A 20,519-nucleotide genomic window follows, 5' to 3' on the forward strand; every position below is an offset into this window, starting at 1 on the left:
CCGGGGCAAGCCCGGCCATGTCGCAGTCTAGCAGCATTAAAGATGTTAGCGCGCCGGCGGCTTCGGCCAGGGCTTCTGTGGCCCGCGCAGGCCCTCAAAAGCCTTGGCCATGCCGAGCACGCCGATATCATCGAAGCGGCGGCCGACGATCTGTACGCCGATGGGGAAACCCTTGGCGTCGAAACCGCCATTGAGGGAGACGGCAGGGTTCTCCGACATATTCCATGGCACGGTATAGGCGATGTGCTCGAACGGCTTCATGGGATCGTTGGTGGGCGAGGCCCAGTCCGCGGGGTAGTTCACGTTCGGCGCGGTCGGCGAGATTACATAGTCGAGCTCGCAGAACAGTTTTGACGCCGCAGCGCGGATCGCCATGGTCTGGTTGAAGCCGCGGATCACGTCGACACCCGACAGCTTCGCGCCGGACTCGCCCCACTTGAAGATATAGGGCAGCACCTTTGCCTGTTCGGCCGGGGTCAGCTTGGACAGATCGTCCCACATCCGCGCGCGCCAGAAATTATCGAGGCCATCGAGCATCTCGCGGGTGAGGATGCCATCGACTTCCGTCAAGACCGCGCCGGCGGATTCGAATGCCTTCGCCGCCTTGACCGCGACGTCGCGCACCGGCTTCTCCAGCGCCAGGCCGCCGCCGGGATCGAGCATCAGGCCGATGCGCAGTTTTCGCGGGGACTTCTCCAGCCCCTTCCAGTTGAGTGGCTCCGCGGGCAGGCTCATGCCGTCGCGGCGATCGGGCTTTGCGATCACGCTCATCATCAGCGCGCAATCGTCGACCGTGCGCGTCATCGGGCCGGCGACGCGGCCGACATAGACCGGATCGATCGGCACGCGGCCAAAGCTTGGCTTCAAGCCGACGAGGCCGCACCAGCCTGCGGGCAAGCGCACGGAGCCGCCAATATCGGTGCCGAGATGCAGCGGGCCATAGCCGGCGGCTGCCGCAGCACCTGCGCCCGCGCTGGAGCCGCCGGGATTCTTGGAGAGGTCCCAGGGATTGCGCGCCAGCGCGTGGAAGCTGGAGAGCCCGGAGGACAGCATGCCGTAATCGGGCATCGTGGTCTTGGCGAAGATGATCGCGCCGGCCTCACGCAAACGCGCCGCGGGCGGCGCATCCTTCTCGGCCGGCACCAGCTTGACGCTGGCTGCGCCGAGCGGCACCGGCACACCCTTGGTTGCGATGTTGTCCTTCACCGTGACAGGCACGCCGTCGAGCGCGCCTGATGGTTCGCCGCCGCTCCAGCGCGCGGTCGAGGCCTTTGCGGCTTCGCGCGCGCTGTCGGGATCGAACGCATAGAGCGCCTTCAGGTGCGATTCCCACGCAGCGACATGCGTGAGCACATCCTCCAGCACCTCGCTCGGCGAGAACTGTTTGGCCCGATAGCCCGCGATCAGATCGACCGCGGACAAATCGTGCAGCGAGGTAACCGCCTCTTCGACGCGTTTCTGCATTGCTAGCCCACCGGCATGCGCGTTTCGATGATCCGGGCGAACATGCTGGCCCCGATCGGCAGGATCTTGTCGTCGAGCACGAAGCCGGGATTGTGCACGGGCACCGAGCCGTCATGACCAACCCAGAAATAAGCGCCGGGAATGGTCTCCAGCATGTCGGCGAAATCCTCGCTGCCCATCTTCGGCTGGGCGCGGGTGATCACGTTGGCGGGGTTGACGATCGTCCGCGCGACGTCCTCGACCACCTTGGACTGTTCGACCTGGTTAATCAGCACGTTGAAGGTGTCGCGGATGTCGACGTCGATCACGCATTGGTAGGCGCTCGCGATGCCGGCGCAGATCGTGCGGATGCGTTCGCTGACCAGGGTGCGAACTTCCTTCGAGAAGGTGCGGATGGTGCCGCAAAGATGCGCGTCGCCGGGAATGACGTTGTAGGCGGAGCCGGCGTGGATCTGGGTGATCGACACCACCGCGGCCTGCAGCGGCTCAACGTTGCGGCTGACGATGGTCTGGATCGCCTGCGCCAGCGTGGTCGCGATGATCACCGCGTCCTTGGAGCGCTCGGGCATTGCGCCATGCGCGCCGTAGCCGGTGATGCGGAGGTCGAAGAAATCGGCGCTGGCCATCGCGGGGCCGGGAAGGATCGCGATCTCGCCGTGGTTGAGGTCGGGCGCGTTGTGCAGGCCGTAAAGCTCGTCGCAGGGGAACTTCTCGAACAACCCGTCCTTGATCATGGCGCGAGCGCCGCCGAGGCCTTCCTCGGCCGGCTGGAAGATCAGGTGCACGGTGCCGTCAAAGTTCTTGGTTTCGGCGAGGTAGCGCGCGGTGCCGAGCAGCATGGTGGTGTGGCCGTCATGGCCGCAGCCGTGGAAGCGGCCGGGGATTTTCGAGCTCCATTTCAGATTGGTGTTCTCTTCCATCGGCAGCGCGTCCATGTCGGCGCGAAGACCGATGCGCTTGCCGCCCGAGCCCTTGCCCTTGATGACGCCGATCACGCCGGTGCCGCCGAGACCGCGATGCACTTCGATGCCCCAGCTCTTCAGCTTGTCGGCGACGATGCCGGAGGTGCGGACTTCCTCGAAGCCGATCTCGGGATGGGCGTGGATGTCGCGCCTGATAGCAGTGAGTTCGTCGGCATAGCCGTCGATGCGGTCGATCGTGGGCATGTGGTCCTGTCCGGTTAGCGTGAAGGGGGATTGAAAACGGGGCCGTTCGGCTTGATGCGGATGCCCGGCCGCAGGCGCGTCCAGGGCAGGGATGCGGTGTCGGCCGGCATCGCGCCGGGCGCGGCGCAGATCATCAGCTTCTCCGCGATCGGCTCGAAATCGGCGCGGAAATGCACCGAGCTCTTGTTGACCAAAATCTTCTGCGCAGTCGGCTCGATCCCGACATAGCGATACATCGCCTGGTCGGCGAGCTGCGCCTTGTGCGAGGAGACGACGATTCGGACATCGCCGATGCGCAGGCACGCCGAGGGCCCCATCTCCATCTCGCGGCCGCCGTAATAGGGACCGGACGCGATGAAGCGGCCGTCGGAGAGCTTTTCGACCACGAACGTCTCGGTGTAGGGCTCATCGCCGGGAATGCCGGACTTGCCGCCGAGCGACAGCGTCACGGTGGCGCCGACACCGGCTTCATGCGCAGCTTTGGCCGATGCCGGGTCGTAGATCGCGCCGGTTGCGGCACTGGCCTTGTTACGCACCAGCGCGCGCAGCATGCCGGTCGTGTCGGAATCGCCGCCGGCGCCGGGATTGTCCTGGGTGTCAGCGATGATGATCGGCTTGCTGGCGTTCTTCGAGAGTTCCATGGCGTGGCGCACGCCGTCGTCGGGGGACCAGATCTTGCCGTCGAAATCGTCCTCGTGGCGCTCGATCAGCTTGACGATCGCATCGGCTGCACGGTCGGCGTCTTCCTGCGTCTTGCCATAGGCGAACACGCTCGGGCCGCAGTCGCGGAAGTCGGCGGCGGGGAAGCCTGGCGCAAACGACAAGGTCGGAACCGCATCGCTCTCCAGCGCGGCGAGCTTTTCGTAGATGCCCTTGGTCGGATAGTCGTTGGTGCATTGCCAGCTGATCGCGATCAGGAACGGCAATTGGCGGAATGACTTTGCGAAGCGCTGCTTGGTCTTCAGCAGCAATGCGAGATGCTTCGCGGAGGCGCGGCCGGTCTCGGCCATGTCGACATGTGGATAGGTGCGGTAGGCGATCAGCGCGTCCGCATGGTCCATCATCTCGGGGGTGACGTTGGCGTGCAGGTCGAGGCTCGCGACCAGCGGAACATCCTTGCCGATGACGCGGCGCACGCGCGCCAGGATCTCGCCTTCACCGTCGTCGAGATGCTCGGTGACCATCGCGCCGTGCAGATCGAGATAGACCGCATCGAGCGGGCCGGCGGCCGCGATGCCGTCAACCATCACCTTCACGATGCGCTCGAACGCATCCTTGGTGACATGCGCCGACGGGCTGGCACCACAGGCGATCGTCGGAACCAGTTCCCAGCCATTGGCTTCGGCGCTGTCGACGAAACCGGCAAGGCCGACATTGATGCGCCGCATCACCTTCAGCACGTCGGGGCCTTGCGTCATTGCCGGCCAGCCACCGCCATGCTGGAAGTCCGCAAACGTCGCCTTCGTCGGCGCGAAAGTGTTGGTCTCGTGCAGGAAGCCGCCGACGGCGATACGGGTCATCAATTCAAGTCCAGCGTTAGAAAGTGCGCGACGTTAGCCTTGGCCTTGAGGAGAGGGCAAGCGAGGAGCCCATGCCGCCGCGCATGGCTTTAAGTCATTTTCGAATGCTGATGGTCGCTACCCGTCATTGCGAGCGTCGCGAAGCAATCCAGATTCTTTCCGCGGTCGCAGTCTGGATTGCTTCGCTTCGCTCGCAATGACGGAGTATGCGGATCACGCAATGGCTGCCAGGCCTTCCGACACGGGCCGGAAGTTCGCAAAATCCCAGCCGCGGCCCGGGGCGGCCTCCAGCAAGGCCCTGGTGTAGGCCTCCTTCGGGTGCGTCAGCACCTCTGCGGCGGGGCCCTGTTCGACGACGCGGCCGTGCTGCATCACCACGACCTCGTCGCAGATCTGCGCTGCGACACGCAGATCGTGGGTGATGAACAGGATGGCGATGCCGAGCCGCTTCTGGATTTCGTCGAGCAGTTCCAGCACCTGCGCCTGCACCGAGACGTCGAGCGCGGAGACCGCCTCGTCCGCGACCAGCACGTCGGGATCGAGCGCGAGCGCGCGGGCGATCGCGATGCGCTGGCGCTGGCCGCCGGAGAACTGGTGCGGATAGCGTGTCACGGCGTCCGCGGGCAGGCCGACGAGTTCGAGCAATTCGCGGGCGCGCTTCATCGCATCGGCATGCGAGGTGCCGTAATTGATCGGGCCTTCCGCGATGCTCTCGCCGACGGTGACGCGCGGATTGAGCGAACGGTAGGGATCCTGGAACACGATCTGGATTTTCTTCCGGTGCGGCTGGAGCAGGCGGCGCGAGATGTCGGAGATCTCGCGGCCGGCGAGGCGCACGCCGCCGGAGGTCGGATCGATCAGGCGCACGATGCAGCGCGCAACGGTCGACTTGCCGGAGCCGCTCTCGCCGACGATGCCAAGCGTACGGCCCTTGCGCAGCGTCAGCGTCACCTTGTCGGCGGCGACGACCTCGCGGCCTTTGCCGAAGAAGGCGCGCTCCTTGTAGACCTTGCTGAGCTCATTGGCCTCCAGCACCACCGGTTCCCTGGTCTCGGGCCGCGCCGCGCGCGGCACCAGGCTCGGCACCGCAGAGAGCAAATTGCGGGTGTACTCCATGGTCGGATTGCGCAGCACGGTGTCGAGCGGGCCGGTCTCGACCAACCGGCCCTGTCGCATCACCGCGACGCGGTCGGCGATCTCGGCGACCACGCCCATGTCGTGGGTGATGAACAAGACGGCGGTGCCGTGATCGCGCTGGAGGTCGCGGATCAGGGTCAAAATCTGCTTCTGCGTGGTGACGTCGAGCGCGGTGGTCGGCTCGTCGGCGATCAGCAGCTTCGGCTCCAGCACCAGCGCCATCGCGATCATGATGCGCTGGCGCTGGCCGCCGGAGAGGCGGTGCGGGTAGGAGGCGAAGATGCGCTCGACCTGGGGCAGGCGGACCTGCTCCATCATGTCGAGGATGCGCTTCTTCCGCGCTTTCGCATCGAGATTGGTGTGGGCGCGCAGCACCTCGTCGATCTGGCGGCCGACCGGCACGACCGGATTGAGCGCCGTCATCGGCTCCTGGAAGATCATCGCCATCTGCGTCGCGCGGAGCTGGCGCAGGCGACGGTCGGTCGCGGTGAGAATCTCTTCGCCGACCAGCTTGACGCTGCCGCCGGTCGGAACCAGCGTGCCTTTCGGCAGCAGGCCCATCGTGGTGAGCGAGGTGACCGACTTGCCCGAGCCGCTTTCGCCGACGAGACATAGCGTCTCGCCCTTGTGCACCTGGATCGAGATGCCGTCGATGATGTTGGCGCCCTTCGGCTTCTTGCCGACGGACACGACCAGGTTGTTGATGTCGAGGATGGGGTTGGTCATCGCTTGATCGTTCATCACTTGCCTTCCCGCTGCTTCATGCGCGGATCGAGTGCGTCGCGGGCGGCGTCGCCGATCAAATTGATGCTGAGGATGGCGATCGAGAGCAGCAGGCCCGGCCAGAAGATCAGCGTCGGCTTGAGCTGAAAGTACTGGCGGCCCTCGGCCATGATGTTGCCCCAGGTCGGCGTCTCCGGCGAGATGCCGGCGCCGAGGAAGGACAGGATGGCTTCGGTGAGGATCGCAGACGCGCAGACGTAACTGCCCTGCACGATCAGCGGCGCGATCGTGTTCGGCATCAAATGCCGCCACATGATCTTCGGCAAGGACGAGCCGACCGAGATCGCCGCTTCGACATAGGGCTCCTCACGCGCCGACAGCACGACCGAGCGTACCAGCCGCGCCACGCGCGGAACTTCGGGGATGGTGATCGCGATCAGCACGGTCCAGAGGCTGGCGCCGGACAGGGACACCACGGCGATCGCGAGCAGAATGCTCGGCATCGCCATCAGGCCGTCCATGATGCGCATCATCACGGAATCGACCAGCTTGAAGAAGCCGGAGACGAGGCCGATCGCAAGGCCAATGACGATCGACAGGATCGCCGAGCCGATGCCGATCAGAAGCGAGATGCGACCGCCATAAATGACGCGCGACAACAGGTCACGGCCATAGGCGTCGGTGCCGAGCAGGAATTGCGCGGACGAGGGCTTCAGCCGCTGCGACGGCGCAAGCTGGATCGGATCATGCGGCGCGATCAGCGGCGCCAGGATCGAGATCAGCACGATCAATGTGAGCAGGACCGTGGCCGCCGCGATGATCGGCGTCGAGGTGAGGAATCCAAAGCGCGGCCGCAGCGGCGACGTGATCGGAATGGACGACTGGGGGAGGCTATCGACGGACATTGTTGTTGTTATCCTTAGCCCTAGTACCGGATCCGGGGATCGAGCAGCGTGTAGGCGACGTCGATCAGGAGATTGACGACGACGTAGATCAGCGACGTCAGCAGGATCATCGCCTGGATCACCGGATAGTCGCGCGCCAGCACGGCATCCACCGTAAGGCGGCCGATGCCGGGGATGTTGAACACGCTCTCGGTGACGACGACGCCGGAGATCAGCAGCGCAAAGCCGGTGCCGATCACGGTGATCACGGGCACGGCGGCGTTGCGCAGCGCATGCCGCATCATCACCGCGACCTCGTTGATGCCCTTGGCGCGTGCCGTACGCACGTAGTCTTCGCCGAGCACGTCAAGCATCGCTGCGCGCGTCATGCGCGCGATCAGCGCGATGTAGATGAAGGACAGCGCACAGGTCGGCAGGACGATGCGCTCGAAGAACGGGCCGAAACCGGTGGAGATGCTGCGGAAGCCCTGCACCGGCACCCAGCGCAGGTCGATGGCGAACACCTCGATCAGGACATAGCCGACCACGAACACCGGCACCGAGAAGCCGAGCACCGAGAGACCCATCACGAAACGATCGATCCAGGTGCCGTGCTTCCACGCCGCGATGACCCCCAAGGGCACGGCGACGATGACGGCGAGGATGATGGTCGAGAGCGCAATCGAGATCGACGGCTCGACGCGCTGGCTGATCATCTTGATGACCGGCAGGTTGGAGATCAGCGACGTCCCGAGGTCGCCGTGCAAGAGCTTGTTCACCCAGGTGATGAACTGCACGATCAGGGGCTCGTTGAGGCCGAGCGAGTCGCGGATGCGCTCGAGCCGCTCAGGCGTTGCGTTGTCGCCGGCGAGGATCGCGGCGGGATCGCCCGGCGTCAGCCGCAGCAGCAGGAACACGAACAGCGCGACGACGCCCATCACGGGTACCGCGGCCAGAACGCGGCGAATGAGATAACCTAGCATGCACCTATCTCCGGCTGCGGAACTTGCGGGGCGCCAAGGCGCCCGTGGATTCGTTCGTGTCTATCATGCGCGCCTGTCATTCGGGCTGGGAAAGCCGGCCGGATATGCCGACCTTTCGGGGCAAATTGTGTGCCAAGGGCAGGGCGGTCACAAGGGGCCGCCCCGCATCGGTTTGCGACCACTCAAGATGCACGGCGTAGCTCGCGCTCAACCGCAAGTTCAACCTGATGTGAGGGCACGGCGGGCGGCGCGTTGAGGCCGCGCCAGCCGTCGATGGTCCCGGCGATCATCTGCGCTGTGGCCGCCGACAGGGTCCAACCGAGATGACCGTGGCCGGTGTTGAAGAATACGCCGGGCATCCGGCCTGCGCGCACCACCGGCATCATGTTCGGCATCATCGGCCGCAGTCCGGCCCATGGGATGACGCGCGAGGTTTCGACAGCGGGGAAGTTGCTGCGCACCCAATCGACCAGCGGCTGCACGCGGTCGGCACGGATGTCGCGGTTGAAGTCGTTGAACTCGGCGGTGCCGGCAACACGAAAACGATCTGCGCCGAGCCTGCTGGTGACGATCTTGGCGGCTTCGTCGAGCAGGCTCACGGTCGGCGTTGCGTCGCGGCTCGCTGCCGTGTCGAGCTGCACGGTGATCGAATAGCCCTTGACGGGATAGACGTTGACGCGCTCGTCGAGCAGGGCCGCGAAGTGGCGGCTCGCCACACCGGCGCAGACCACGACGCCGTCCACCTTCAGCGTGCCGCGTGCGGAGGCGACCGCGTCGCTTGCGGAGAGATCGTCCCAGGCGACGACGAAGCCTGTGCCGGCGCGCGCGATCGAGTCGATGTTGGCCTCGTGAATGAAGGTCGCGCCGCGACGCTTGCAGGCCTCGGCGAGCCCGCGGGTGAATTTGTGGATATCGCCGGTCGCATCCGACGGCGTGTAGAAGCCGCCATAGTAGTCCTTGCGCAGCGTCGGCTCGATGGTGCGGATTTCCTCCGATGTCACCGGGCGGCGATCGAGGCCGCCTTCCTGCAACAGCGCATTGACGCTCAGGCCGGATTCAAAGCCCTTCTTGTCGTGATAGATGTGGAGAATGCCGCGGCGTTCGAGATCGAACTCGATGCCTTCGCGCGCCGCGATCTCGAACAGATATTTGCGGGCTTCGATTGCGAGCCGCGTGGTCTGAACCGTGTTGGCGCGGTAGTTGCCGATATTGGCGACGAACTCGCTCATCCACGAATATTTGTGCCAGTTCGGCCGCGGGTTCATCAGCAGCGGCGCGTCGCGCCGGAACATCCAGCGCAGCCCTTTCAGGATCGTGGCAGTGCTGTTCCACACTTCGGCATTGCTGGCGGAGAGCTGTCCGCCATTGGCGAACGAGGTCTCCATCGCGGCGTAGCGGTGCTTGTCGAGCACCGTCACCGTGTAACCGCGTTCGAGCAGGGCATAGGCTGTCGTCACGCCGGTGATACCGGCGCCGATGATGGCGATATGAGTCATGGCAGGTTCGGGGCTCCCGTGAGTTAGAGTCGGCTAACCGCCGGCCACAAGGCCGTTAGCGGCGCCCCATCTGTCACGGTTACCTGAGAGCTTGATCCGTTGCGGACCTTGCAACGGACTATCCCCTTCGGTGGACGTCACGACGTTCAAGCCGTGCCGTCTCTCTCCAGATCGTCCTGACGATACAGTCCTTTTGCCTGAGAGTTTCCGGGGCGGTTGCTCCGTCGGCGCCGCAACAAAAGCTGAAAACCTTCGTTGCGATCTCTCCCGCATCGTCGCGTGGACGGGCGAGCAGTACGATACGCCTCATTTTTAGACAAGGCTAAATTTCGCCCGTGACTGCCAACGCATTGTGCAGTGCAGCGTTCGTCATTCCGGGGGCGATGCGAAGCATCGAACCCGGAATCTCGAGATTCCAGGTCTGGTCCTTCGGACCATCCCGGAATGACGGCTGCGCCGTTACGTCAGTGTCGCCAGCAATCCCGCCATCAGCCGGCCGCGCTCGACCAGGCTATCCACCTCGATGAACTCCTCGAGCGTATGGCCATTGCCGCCGCGCACGCCGAGGCCATCGAGCGTCGGGATGCCCATCGCGCCCGTAAAGTTGCCGTCGGAGCCGCCGCCGGAGCTCGCGTGCGGCAGCTTCGCGCCAAGCTGTTCGGCGATGCCGCGCGCTTTTTCATAGAGCGCCATCGTGCCGGCATCCGGCTCCCACACCGGACGCGTCACCCCGCGCGTGACCTTGAAGGTGACGTCATTGGCCGTGCCTGACAGTGCCAGCATTCTTTCGACGCCGCGGTCGAGATCGGCCTGACGCTTGGCCATGGAGAGCGCTTCGCCTGTCGCGGTGGTGGCAACGCAATTGACCCATTGGCCGCCGTGCACGACGCCGACCGAGAAGGTGCAATCCTCCGTGGTCATCGCGTCGATCGCGAGAATTTGCCGCGCCATCTCGCGGATCGCCGAGCGTCCCGCCGACAGCGTCGCACCGGCATGGCTCGGGCGTCCCGTCGCTTCGAGATTGAAACGCGCGATGGCGTAACGTCCCGTGGTGACACCGTTGTCGGCGCGGCCGGGCTCCGGCACCAGCACATATTTGTTGCGGGCGGCTTCCGCCTCGATGATGTCGCGCGTCGAGGGAGTGCCGACTTCCTCGTCCGGTGTGAACAGCACGGTGATCGGCAGCGGCGTGATGAACGAGGCGCGCGCCAGCTGCCGGATCGCTTCCAGCGAGAGATAGTTGCCGCCCTTCATATCGTAGATGCCGGGGCCGTAGCACTTGTTGCCCTCGCGCCGCCATCTCAGCTTCTCGATGGTGCCGACCGGGTGGACGGTATCCATGTGCCCGGCGATCAGGATCCCTGGTTCGCCCTGCTTCGGATGCGGAAAGCGCGCGCGGATGACGCCGCCAAAGCCCTGCCGGCCGGCGATGCGCTCGATCGTCGCACCCATGATTGCCATGTCGCGCGCCGCGATATCGAGCATGCGGTTCACCGCGCTGGCGTCCCAGGTCGGGCTTTCACATTCCACCCACGTGCGCAGGCCCTCGAGCATGGCCTCGGAATCGAAGGGGAGATTGGCTGGATTCATCTTAATGTCTCTCAAGCTGCGAAAGATGGAACGCGCATTGCATCGGCGCGGGGCAGGACAAGCGGAAAGCGTTGTAGAGCTTAACCGATCTTTGTGGAGCCCGTGCGCGCGCCGCTTGGGCCTGCAGCGAAACCGGATTGACGCGCTCAAGACTGTCTGCAAGTCTCGAAAAGATAAAGGCATTGCATGAGCTTAGGTCGCCTAAAGAACGAACCGGATGCTCAACCAGTAATCCGCCTTTGAACAGTTTCACGTCAGGAGAAACTTTCTATGTTCCAGTTGATGCGCCGGGGGCGTCGCGCGTTCGCCTCCAAACTTGCGCTATCGGTCGTCGCGCTTTCCACGGCACTGGCCTCGCCAGTGCTCGCGGCCGGCAAGACCATCACCGCGGTGATGCATTCGGATCTGCGTATCATCGATCCGATCTTCACCACCGCCTACATCACGCGTGACCATGGCTACATGGTCTACGACACGCTGATCGCGCCCGATTCGAGCTTCAAGATCCAGCCGCAGATGGCGGACTGGAAGATCTCCGACGACAAGCTCACCTACACTTTCACGCTGCGCGATGGTCTGAAGTGGCATGACGGCGCACCGGTGACGGCGGAAGACTGCGTCGCCTCGCTCAAGCGCTGGGCCGCGGTCGACGGCATGGGCCAGAAGCTCATGGACTTCACCGCGAGCATCGAGGCCACCGACGCCAAGACCATCACGCTGAAGCTGAAGGAGCCCTACGGCCTCGTGCTCGACTCCATCGGCAAGCCGTCCTCGCGCGTCGCCTTCATGATGCCGAAGCGCCTTGCCGAGACGCCGCCGGACAAGCAGATCCCGGAGCAGATCGGCTCCGGTCCCTTCAAGTTCGTGCAGTCGGAATTCCAGCCGGGCGTGAAGGCGGTCTACGTCAAGAACACCGATTACGTGCCGCGCAAGGAACCGGCGAGCTGGACCTCCGGCGGCAAGGTGGTGAAGGTCGACCGCGTCGAATGGATCACCATGCCGGACTCGCAGACCGCAGTGAACGCGCTGCAGTCGGGCGACATCGATTTCATGGAGAACCTGCCTTACGACATGCTCCCGCTGCTGGAGGCGAACAAGGAGATCACGATCGAGGTCTCGAACAAGTTCGGCTTTCAGACGCTTGGCCGGATGAACTTCCTTTATCCGCCGTTCGACAACGTGAAGGTGCGACGTGCCGCCTTCCTGGCGATCAACCAGAAGGACATTCTCGACGCACTCATCGGCAACGCCAAATATCAGAAGATCTGCGGCGCCTTCTTCGTGTGCGATACGCCGTTCGCGACTGAGGTCGGCGCGGAGACCCTGGTGAAGGGCAATGGCATGGCGGAAGCCAAGAAGGCGCTCGCCGAGTCCGGCTATGACGGCACCCCGGTCGTGATCATGGCGCCTGGCGACGTCACGACGCTCAAGGCGCAGCCGATCGTTGCGGCCCAGTTGCTGCGTGAAGCGGGCTTCAAGGTCGACCTGCAAGCGACCGATTGGCAGACGGTGGTGAGCCGCCGCGCCAGCCAGAAGCCGCCGAAGGAAGGCGGTTGGAACATGTTCTTCACCAACTGGGTCGCGGCCGACGTCTCCAACCCGATCGCCAACCTCTCGATCGGCGGCCAGGGCAAGAAGGGCGGCTGGTTCGGCTGGGCGGAAGACGCCAAGATCGAGCAGCTCAAGGACGCCTTCGTCCGCGCGCCCTCGATCGACGAGCAGAAGAAGATCGCGGCGGATATCCAGAAGGAAGCCTATGAGCAGGTCATCTACATTCCGCTGGGACAGTATCTGCTGCCGAGCGGCTGGCGCAAATCGCTGAGCGGTGTGCTCGACGGCCCCGCAACGCCGCTGTTCTGGAACGTCGATAAGTCCGAGTAAGACGAGGGCGCGTTAGCGCGCCTTCGGTCCCGACCATCACGCGGCGCCGCCCGCCAGCCGCTCGCCAGGAGAACTTCAATGTTCGAATTCATGCGTCGGGGGCATCGGTCGTTCGCCTCCACATTTGCGCTTTCAGTCGCGGCGCTTGCGGCACTGGCCTCGCCAGTTCTTGCGGCAGGCAAGACCATCACCGCCGTGATGCATTCGGATCTGCGCATCCTCGATCCGATCTTCACCAGCGCCTACATCTCGCGTGACCATGGCTACATGGTCTACGACACGCTCATCGCGACGGATGCGAACTTCAAGATCCAGCCGCAGATGGCGGACTGGAAGATTTCCGACGACAAGCTGACCTACACCTTCACGCTGCGTGACGGTCTGAAGTGGCATGACGGAACGCCCGTCACCGCGGAGGATTGCGTTGCCTCCCTGAAGCGCTGGGCCGCCGTCGATGGCATGGGGCAGCAGATGATGCTGTTCACCGCGAGCATCGAGGCGACCGACCCCAAGACCATCACGCTGAAGCTGAAGGAGCCGTACGCGCTTGTGCTGGAATCGATCGGCAAGCCGTCCTCGCGGGTCGCTTTCATGATGCCGAAGCGTCTCGCCGAGACGCCGGTGGAGAAGCAGATCCCCGAGCAGATCGGCTCAGGCCCCTTCAAGTTCGTGCAGGCTGAATTCCAGCCCGGGGTGAAGTCGATCTATGTCAAGAACACCGACTATTTGCCGCGCAAGGAGCCGGCGAGCTGGACCGCCGGCGGCAAGGTGGTGAAGGTCGACCGCGTCGAATGGATCACCATGCCGGACGCGCAGACGGCGTTGAACGCGCTTCAGTCGGGTGACATCGATTTCATGGAAGTTCCCGCCATCGAAATGCTGCCCGCCATCGAAGCCGACAAGGACCTCAAAATCGAGATCCTGAACAAGTTCGGATTCCAGACCGGCGCACGGATGAACTTCCTCCATCCGCCTTTCGATAACGTCAAGGTCCGCCGCGCGGCATTCCTGGCGATCAAGCAGAAGGACGTGCTGGATGCGCTGATCGGCAATCCCAAATACTACAAGACTTGCGCAGCGGCCTTCATCTGCGACACGCCGTTCGCGACGGACATTGGCGGCGAGACCCTCGCGAAAGGTGGGGACATTGCGGCGGCCAAAAAGGCGCTCGCCGAGTCCGGTTACGACGGCACGCCCGTCGTGCTGATGGCGCCGGGCGACGTGCTGACGCTGAAGGCCCAGCCGATCGTGGTGGCGCAGCAATTGCGCGATGCCGGCTTCAAGGTCGATATGCAGGCGACCGACTGGCAGACGGTGGTGAGCCGGCGCGCCAGCATGAAGCCCCCGAAGGAGGGCGGCTGGAACATGTTCATCACCAACTGGGTCAGCGCCGACGCGAGCAACCCGATCTCGAATGTCGCTGTCGGTGGGCAGGGCAAGAAAGGCGGCTGGTTCGGCTGGCCGGAGGACGCCAAGATCGAACAGCTCAAGGACACATTCGTTCGCGCGGCTTCGCTCGACGAGCAGAAGAAGATCGCGGCCGAGATTCAGAAGGAAGCCTACGATCAGGTGCTCTACATGCCGCTCGGCCAGTATCTGTCGCCCAGCGCCTGGCGCAAGTCGCTGACCGGCGTGCTCGACGGCCCGGCCACCCCGGTGTTCTGGAACATCGACAAGACCGAGTAGGGCAAGGCCACGTCTCAGAAGGTGCACCACGCACCGTTCGTCCCGACCCATCACGCGGCGCCGCTGTCATCAGCGGTGCCGTTGTCGTTTGTCAGTTTTGCGTCAGCTTAAAGAGGTGGGGGCTTTGAGCCCGTCCAGTTTCCAATCATTGCTATTTGTTTCCATTCTGAAATAGATGTGTTGTCTTCGCGCATCATTTTCCCTTGTCCCATTTGAATCCCTTGCCGATCGATTTTGCACTCCAGGCGATGGCCGAACGGTCGGAGCGCGCGCCGGCGCGATGGCGCCGGCCGTTGTTGCGCTGGCTCGACGGCATCGAGGCGGGCTGGGCGGTGCCGCTTCTCATCGCGTGCTTCGTTGCGATCTGGACGCTCTATCTCGCCATCGCCTATGCCGGTGGCGGCCTGCATCCTGATACGCTCGAGGCCTGGACGCTGGGACGGAATTTCGCCTGGGGCTACGACAAGCATCCGCCGCTGATGGGCTGGGTCGCCGCGAGCTGGACCACGGTCTTTCCGCTGAGCGACGGGTCGCTCCAGCTTATGGCGATGACCAATGCCGGGCTGGCGCTGTTCTTCGTCGATCTGGTCGCCCGTCAATTCGTGACCGGGCACAAGCGCGTCCTGGTGCTGCTGCTGTTGATGCTGACGCCGGCCTATCAGTTTCACGCCCAGCGCTTCAATGCCAATGCGGTGCTGCTTGCCGCCTGGCCGCTCGCCACCTGGTGTTTCCTGCGCGCATTCGAGACGCGCGCAGCGCCATGGGCGGTTGCGGCGGGATGCACGACGGCGCTGGCAATGGTCGGCAAGTATTATTCGATCTTTCTCGTCACGAGCCTTGCATTTGCCGCGCTGGCGCATCCGGAGCGGCGCGCTTATTTCACCTCCGCGTCGCCCTGGATCTCGGTGGTCACCGGGCTCGCGGTGCTGTCGCCGCATATCTATTGGCTGGCGACGACGGGCGCTTCGACCTTCACCTATGCAATGAATCACGCCAACGGCAATGCCGCGAGCTCGCTCGGTGAAGCCAGGAATTTTCTGCTGGGATTGGCCGCGGCCATGAGCGGGGCGGCCGTGCTCTGGGTGTTGATCGCGGGCACGCGGCTGAGGCAGTTTCCGGCCGACTTCGCGGCAATGAGCTCGGGCCTGCGGCTGCTCTTCTACATTGCGATCGGCACGATCGTGCTGCCGGTCGTGACGTCGCTTGCGATGGGCACGGATCTGCCGTCGCTGTGGGCGTTGCAGGGGCTGTTCCTCTTCGTCGTGCTCATCGTCTGCGGCACGCGCTATCCGATCGAGCGCTTCTACACCGTCAATGTCACCGCCATCACAGCCGGCATTGCGCTTGCCGCCGTCCTGCTCGCAGCACCGATCCATGCCGTCTATCGCAACAATCACGGCTATGAAGAGGGTCGGAATTTCTATGTGCAGGCCGCAAGTGAATTGACGCGCGAATGGCGCGAGCTGACCGGGGAGCCGCTGAGCGTGGTGAGTGGCGACGATTCGCTGGCGTTTGCGACGGCGTTCTACAGCCCCGACCATCCGCATTATGCGAGGCCGTTCGAGTATCAGTACAGCTGGGGCTTGCCGCGCAAGACGACGCTGGACCGCGGCTGGGCCGCGCTCTGTTTCCGCGGCCAGGATTATTGCGGCCGGTGGATGGAGTGGGTGTCTTCGCGCGCCGAGCATTTCGTCAAGCGCGAGCTCACCGTACAGGCAACGCTATGGGGCAAGCCCGGCCTGACACGGGAGGTGGTCGTGCTGATGGTGCCGCCGCGTGGACGAAGCACGGCACCTGAGAGCGCTGCCGAGGATTTCAGTGCCAGCCGGCGGCCGGCGGAGTAGGGCGCAAGCTCAGCAGTGGCTATCGCGCACGCGCTCGAGACCTTCACTTGCGAAAGGCGCAGTGAACGCAGCCTGCTCTGCATTCGGCTTGGCAGGCTTCGGTTCCGTCGGATCCGGTGCGCGGCGGTCTTTGCGAAGTTCCAGTTCCATGATGGCGACCTTTCGAATTGCTGCAGTACAACATCGAGGCCGCCGCGAAGTTCCTCAACCGATCGGGCGATGATGCGGCTTGAACAGCCGTCCCTTCTCCACCACCAGCACGATCGCGAGCGCCGCCAGCGTCGACATGAAGAAGCCGACGGAGAATGGCAGCAGCGTGCCGTCAAAGCTCTGGCCGATCGCCATGCCGACCACGATGCCGATCAGCGTCGTGATCGAGCCATAGAGCGAGGAGGCGGTGCCGGCGATGTGGCCCTGCGGCTCCATGGCGAGCGCGGTGAAGTTGGCGACCATCATGCCGAACGAGAACATCATCAGCGCGGAGAGCGCCATGAACAGGGCGAGTGGCAGCACGCCGAGGATTTCCGTCAGCAGCATCACGGCGGCGACCGCGGTGTAGAGGCTCAGCGCGCCGTGGGAGATCACGCGCATGCCGAGGGTCCCGACAAATCTGGCGTTGAGGAAGCCGGCGACGGCGGTGCCGGCCGCGATCGCGGCGAAGGCGAGCGGGAAATAATGGCCGAGATGATAGATGCCGGTGAACACCTGCTGCGCCGAGAACACGTAGGCAAACAGCGCACCCATGACGCTGCCGGCGGCGAGTGCGTAGCCGATGGTCTGGCGGTTGCTCACGGTCTGCCAATATGCCGCGAGTACGTCGCTCGGCGCGAGCGACCTGCGCTCTGCGACCGGCAAAGTTTCCGGCAGCCGTAGCACCGACCATGCCAGCGCGAGCAGGCCGTAGAGCGTCAGCACGACGAAGATGCCGCGCCATTGCGTCACCAGCAGCACAGCCTGCCCGAACGACGGCGCGATCACGGGTACCGCGATGAAGATCATCATCGCCAGCGACATCACGCTTGCCATGCGGCGGCCGACATAGCAGTCGCGGACGATCGAGGTCGCGATCACGCGCGTCGCCGAGGTGCCGAAGCCCTGCAGCGCGCGCGCCAGCAGCAACGTTTCGAACGAGGGCGCGGCAACCGCCAGCACGCTCGCCACGGCATAGACCGCCATGCCGCCGAGCAGCACCGGACGACGACCGAACCGGTCCGACAACGGGCCCATGACGAACTGGCCGGCGCCGAAGCCGATCAGGAAGGTCGACAGCACCAGCTGAAGATGATTGGCGATTGGGATGTTGAAGGCGGTCCCGATATTCGGCAACGCCGGCAGCATCATGTCCATCGCAAGCGGATTCAGCGCCATGATGGACGCGATCACGATGACAAATTCAGGAAAACCCATAGGGCGGTGTCCCGAGGACACCCAATCGTCGGCATTGACGTCGGACAAGAAGCTCACCTCTGAAATTCAGAGGCCTTATCTAACGCCGATGCTGCGACGCACAACCTATGTTTCGGGATGGCTGGCAGGCGAGGTGGGGTCGGACACGAGTTGGTGATGTCGCTATCACGCGGCGGCCCCCTGCGAGCGTTAAGGGCGGCTTAAGCGCGACCCGTCTTCTGAGCTGCCGCGACCAGGCCGAGCGCCAATTGCCCCGCAGTGTCGATATAGTCGAGATCGCGGTGGATCAGCATCACGGTCGTGGCGCCGTCGAGCAGGATCACGAGCTGGCGCGCGAGCGCCGTCGCGCCTTGAACGCCATGGTTTCGCAATTCCGTTTCCAGCCACGATTCGAAGCGCTTCTTGTGCGCGGCGCCGGCCTTCACCGCGGGATGTGCCGGCGTGTTTGCGAGTTCGGCGATGGTGCGGAGGAATCCGCAGCCACGCCAGCGCGGCGTATTCACGGAGCGTCCGAGTTTGGTGAAGAGGCCGCGGACCTTGTCGGCCACGCTGCCATCGGTCTCGGCGAACCAGCGCATGTACAGCGACACAGGATACGCGCGACGCGCTCGATGCCTGGCTGGCTGCCCGGTCGCCGCGGTAGCCGACTGCCTGCATTCATGGGCGGCTTCGGCCAGCCTGCGATTGCGCTGATCTGTTTCTGGCTCCTGCTTGCGCGTGCACTTTCAGGCCGGTCGGCACCGCAGGCGATATGATCCTACCGCGCGGCTGCCGGCTGCACGGTGTAGAGGCTCATATACGCGCCGGTATATTCCTCTTTCCAGCCCCGCTGGCCGACCAGGAACTGCCTCAGCTGTTCGTGCCCTCTGATCCAGAGCACTGCATCGATCCTGTATTTCCTGATCACCGTGTCCCAGGCGTTCTCGTCGATGTCCCAGCGAACGAGCTTGAGATAGTCGCGGAGCAGTCCGTCCGGATAGGCGGTCGCCGCACGGCCGTCGACGAACATGGGCACCGACCCGTGCGTCCGGAAGATCAGGAGCCCGCCGGCGTTCCAGTGGTTGAGCACGCGCGAATGTGTGGAATGCGCCTGGAGATAGCCGGCGTCTTCTTCCGAGAGCATGTCCGGCAACGCCAGCGCCGGTCTCACCTGGATGAAGGCGAGCGGCAGCACCAGGACGCCCACAACGCCTGCTGCCAGCATCGCGCGCCTTATGTCAAATCTCGCAAGCCGCTCGGGCAGCAACCGGTCGACGTGAAGCGCCATCGGGACCGTCGAGAAGATGAAGAAGAACGCGGCGTACCTGAACTGGTAGAGGCCGAGAGCCAGGAAGAGCCATGCGAGCAGGCGCGGCTCCAATGGAATCGGCTTTGAGTTGCGGTAGCGCAGCTCGAGCGCGACGAACGTCAACGCATAGGCGATGCCGGGAATGCTTCCCGGCAGCTCCATGTTGTGGAAATAGGGACGCCATTCGCCGATATTGGCCTGGATGAAGTGGCCCATCGTCGACATCACGCCATCGTAGATGTGCCATCCCAGCGGATTGATGAAGATCGCGGCGAAGCATCCCACACCCGCGAGGCAGTAGTTCCTGAAGTTCGTCCAATCCCGACGCAGCAGGGCGACGCCGGCGAAGACGCCGATGATGGGAAAGGCAAGCACGAAGCCGCCATGCAGATTGACCCACAGCACCATCATCACGGGCAGCAGGAACCATCCACGCCGCCGCAGGCATTCCCCGTAGAAGATGACCGCGAACAGCATGGTCGCGATGTTCGGGGACGCCGCCAGATACGTGTTCGGCGCCGCCTCATAGCAGGGGTAGAGCAGGCAGGTGGCGAAGACGGTGATGCCAACCGCCGCGGATGAGGCGCCGCTGCGCAAAGCAGCGAACGTGAGATATCCGACGATGACCGCGCCGCAGGCGACGACGAGCAGGACGATTCCGGCAAAGCCTGCGTGTTGATACAGCACGCTGGCAATCACATCCCAGAGCCACGACAGATTATACCATCGCTTGTCGCCGAGCGTGAACGCCCACGGGTCCTGAAACGGAACAGCGCCGCGCTCCCGGATGAGGTCGCCGGCGGCGATGTGCCAGCCAAGGTCGTAATGGCTCAGCTGGATCGGCCCGTTCGAAACGTAGAACACCGACAGGAAAGCGATCAGGAACAGGTAGATCTCGCGCCCGTGCAGATGGCGTCCGAACGCCGTGGGCGCTCCGCCAATCCCGGAATGGGACCAATTCTCGCGCGCGTCCATGAGAGCTCTCACCATCGAAGCCGGTCGCCCCGTGCCCCGCGTTTCCCTGAGGCCCGCAGCGACAGGCGCAGGACCTCGTCTGCTTTAGGGGAATACGATCTAAAGTGGAGTAAAGGCTGATTGCGGCCGGCCGGTTCCGCCAGCGGAGCAGTGCGTTGGTAAACAGATGATTACGCGAGCAGCGCGTGTGATGGGCGCGGGCCGCTTTTGTCCAGCGGTGAGTAGCTTGTTCAGTTGAGTTTTCCGACGTAGTTTCAAGGCTGTGCTGGAAAACGTGCTCATCGAGCGCAGATAAGCTCCTTGCTCGCCAACGCACGAGCTTGGTTTTGCCAGGAGAGCCGCACTGCGATGGGGTCTTTCCCTTTCCTCGAGTTTGATGGTGAAGCTGAACGCGAGTTCAAGCCCTTTCCATACAAGCCGTAGGAAGGCGTTCGCTGTACGCATCGCCGACCTCCTTTTCTTCCTGGTTCAGCAC

Annotated in this window: 14 protein-coding genes and 2 riboswitches; of the genes, 3 read left to right on the top strand and 11 right to left on the bottom strand. The window is 64.0% G+C overall.

Annotation, left to right across the window (positions count from 1 at the left end; all coding sequences use genetic code 11):
• Positions 1-45: 45 nt before the first annotated feature.
• The 8 genes from AC1RR3_RS11930 to AC1RR3_RS11965 form a co-directional block, all read right to left on the bottom strand.
• Positions 46-1,464 (bottom strand): amidase, encoded by a 1,419-nt coding sequence (locus tag AC1RR3_RS11930; RefSeq protein WP_492822619.1) that lies wholly within the window; start codon positions 1,462-1,464, stop codon positions 46-48.
• A 2-nt stretch (positions 1,465-1,466) separates the two neighbouring features.
• On the bottom strand, positions 1,467-2,630 hold the full coding sequence (locus AC1RR3_RS11935) for a M20 aminoacylase family protein (protein ID WP_492822621.1): 1,164 nt from the start codon (positions 2,628-2,630) through the stop codon (positions 1,467-1,469).
• 14 nt (positions 2,631-2,644) lie between these two features.
• Entirely contained in the window at positions 2,645-4,150 is a 1,506-nt protein-coding gene (locus tag AC1RR3_RS11940) for a M81 family metallopeptidase (protein WP_492822623.1), read from the bottom strand.
• A 213-nt stretch (positions 4,151-4,363) separates the two neighbouring features.
• Positions 4,364-6,013 carry an ABC transporter ATP-binding protein gene (locus tag AC1RR3_RS11945; RefSeq protein ID WP_492823149.1) on the bottom strand — a complete coding sequence of 550 codons (1,650 nt, stop codon included), beginning with the start codon at positions 6,011-6,013 and terminating at the stop codon, positions 4,364-4,366.
• A 14-nt stretch (positions 6,014-6,027) separates the two neighbouring features.
• Entirely contained in the window at positions 6,028-6,915 is an 888-nt protein-coding gene (locus AC1RR3_RS11950) for an ABC transporter permease (protein WP_492822625.1), read from the bottom strand.
• Positions 6,916-6,935: 20 nt separating this feature from the next.
• Positions 6,936-7,877 (bottom strand): ABC transporter permease, encoded by a 942-nt coding sequence (locus tag AC1RR3_RS11955; protein WP_492822627.1) that lies wholly within the window; start codon positions 7,875-7,877, stop codon positions 6,936-6,938.
• A gap of 182 nt (positions 7,878-8,059) precedes the next feature.
• Entirely contained in the window at positions 8,060-9,373 is a 1,314-nt protein-coding gene (locus AC1RR3_RS11960) for a D-amino acid dehydrogenase (protein ID WP_492822629.1), read from the bottom strand.
• Between the two features lie 68 nt (positions 9,374-9,441).
• A riboswitch (glycine riboswitch) is annotated at positions 9,442-9,545 on the bottom strand.
• Between the two features lie 3 nt (positions 9,546-9,548).
• Positions 9,549-9,653: riboswitch (glycine riboswitch) on the bottom strand.
• Between the two features lie 179 nt (positions 9,654-9,832).
• Positions 9,833-10,963, bottom strand: coding sequence for a M20/M25/M40 family metallo-hydrolase (locus tag AC1RR3_RS11965; protein WP_492822631.1), 1,131 nt, complete (start codon positions 10,961-10,963; stop codon positions 9,833-9,835).
• A gap of 270 nt (positions 10,964-11,233) precedes the next feature.
• Between AC1RR3_RS11965 and AC1RR3_RS11970 the strand changes: the two genes are divergently transcribed.
• The 3 genes from AC1RR3_RS11970 to AC1RR3_RS11980 all read left to right on the top strand — a co-directional run bounded on the left by AC1RR3_RS11970 (position 11,234) and on the right by AC1RR3_RS11980 (position 16,374).
• Positions 11,234-12,844, top strand: a complete 1,611-nt coding sequence (locus tag AC1RR3_RS11970; RefSeq protein WP_492822633.1) for an ABC transporter substrate-binding protein — start codon at positions 11,234-11,236, stop codon at positions 12,842-12,844.
• Between the two features lie 78 nt (positions 12,845-12,922).
• Positions 12,923-14,530 (top strand): ABC transporter substrate-binding protein, encoded by a 1,608-nt coding sequence (locus AC1RR3_RS11975; RefSeq protein WP_492822635.1) that lies wholly within the window; start codon positions 12,923-12,925, stop codon positions 14,528-14,530.
• A 248-nt stretch (positions 14,531-14,778) separates the two neighbouring features.
• Positions 14,779-16,374: a glycosyltransferase family 39 protein gene (locus AC1RR3_RS11980; protein WP_492823150.1), complete on the top strand. Its 1,596-nt coding sequence runs from the start codon at positions 14,779-14,781 to the stop codon at positions 16,372-16,374.
• A 204-nt stretch (positions 16,375-16,578) separates the two neighbouring features.
• On the opposite strand, the gene AC1RR3_RS11985 is transcribed toward AC1RR3_RS11980, so the two are convergent.
• From AC1RR3_RS11985 to AC1RR3_RS11995, 3 genes are all read right to left on the bottom strand, one after another.
• A complete protein-coding gene (locus AC1RR3_RS11985) occupies positions 16,579-17,781 on the bottom strand; it encodes a multidrug effflux MFS transporter (RefSeq protein ID WP_492822637.1) in 1,203 nt (400 codons plus the stop codon).
• A gap of 200 nt (positions 17,782-17,981) precedes the next feature.
• The gene (locus AC1RR3_RS11990) at positions 17,982-18,371 is read right to left on the bottom strand and encodes a hypothetical protein (RefSeq protein WP_492822639.1); all 390 of its coding nucleotides are present in this window, start codon (positions 18,369-18,371) and stop codon (positions 17,982-17,984) included.
• A gap of 167 nt (positions 18,372-18,538) precedes the next feature.
• Positions 18,539-20,044, bottom strand: a complete 1,506-nt coding sequence (locus tag AC1RR3_RS11995; RefSeq protein ID WP_492822641.1) for a hypothetical protein — start codon at positions 20,042-20,044, stop codon at positions 18,539-18,541.
• Positions 20,045-20,519: the final 475 nt, after the last annotated feature.

It is taken from the genome of Bradyrhizobium sp. GW821-FHT13H05 (assembly GCF_058804065.1).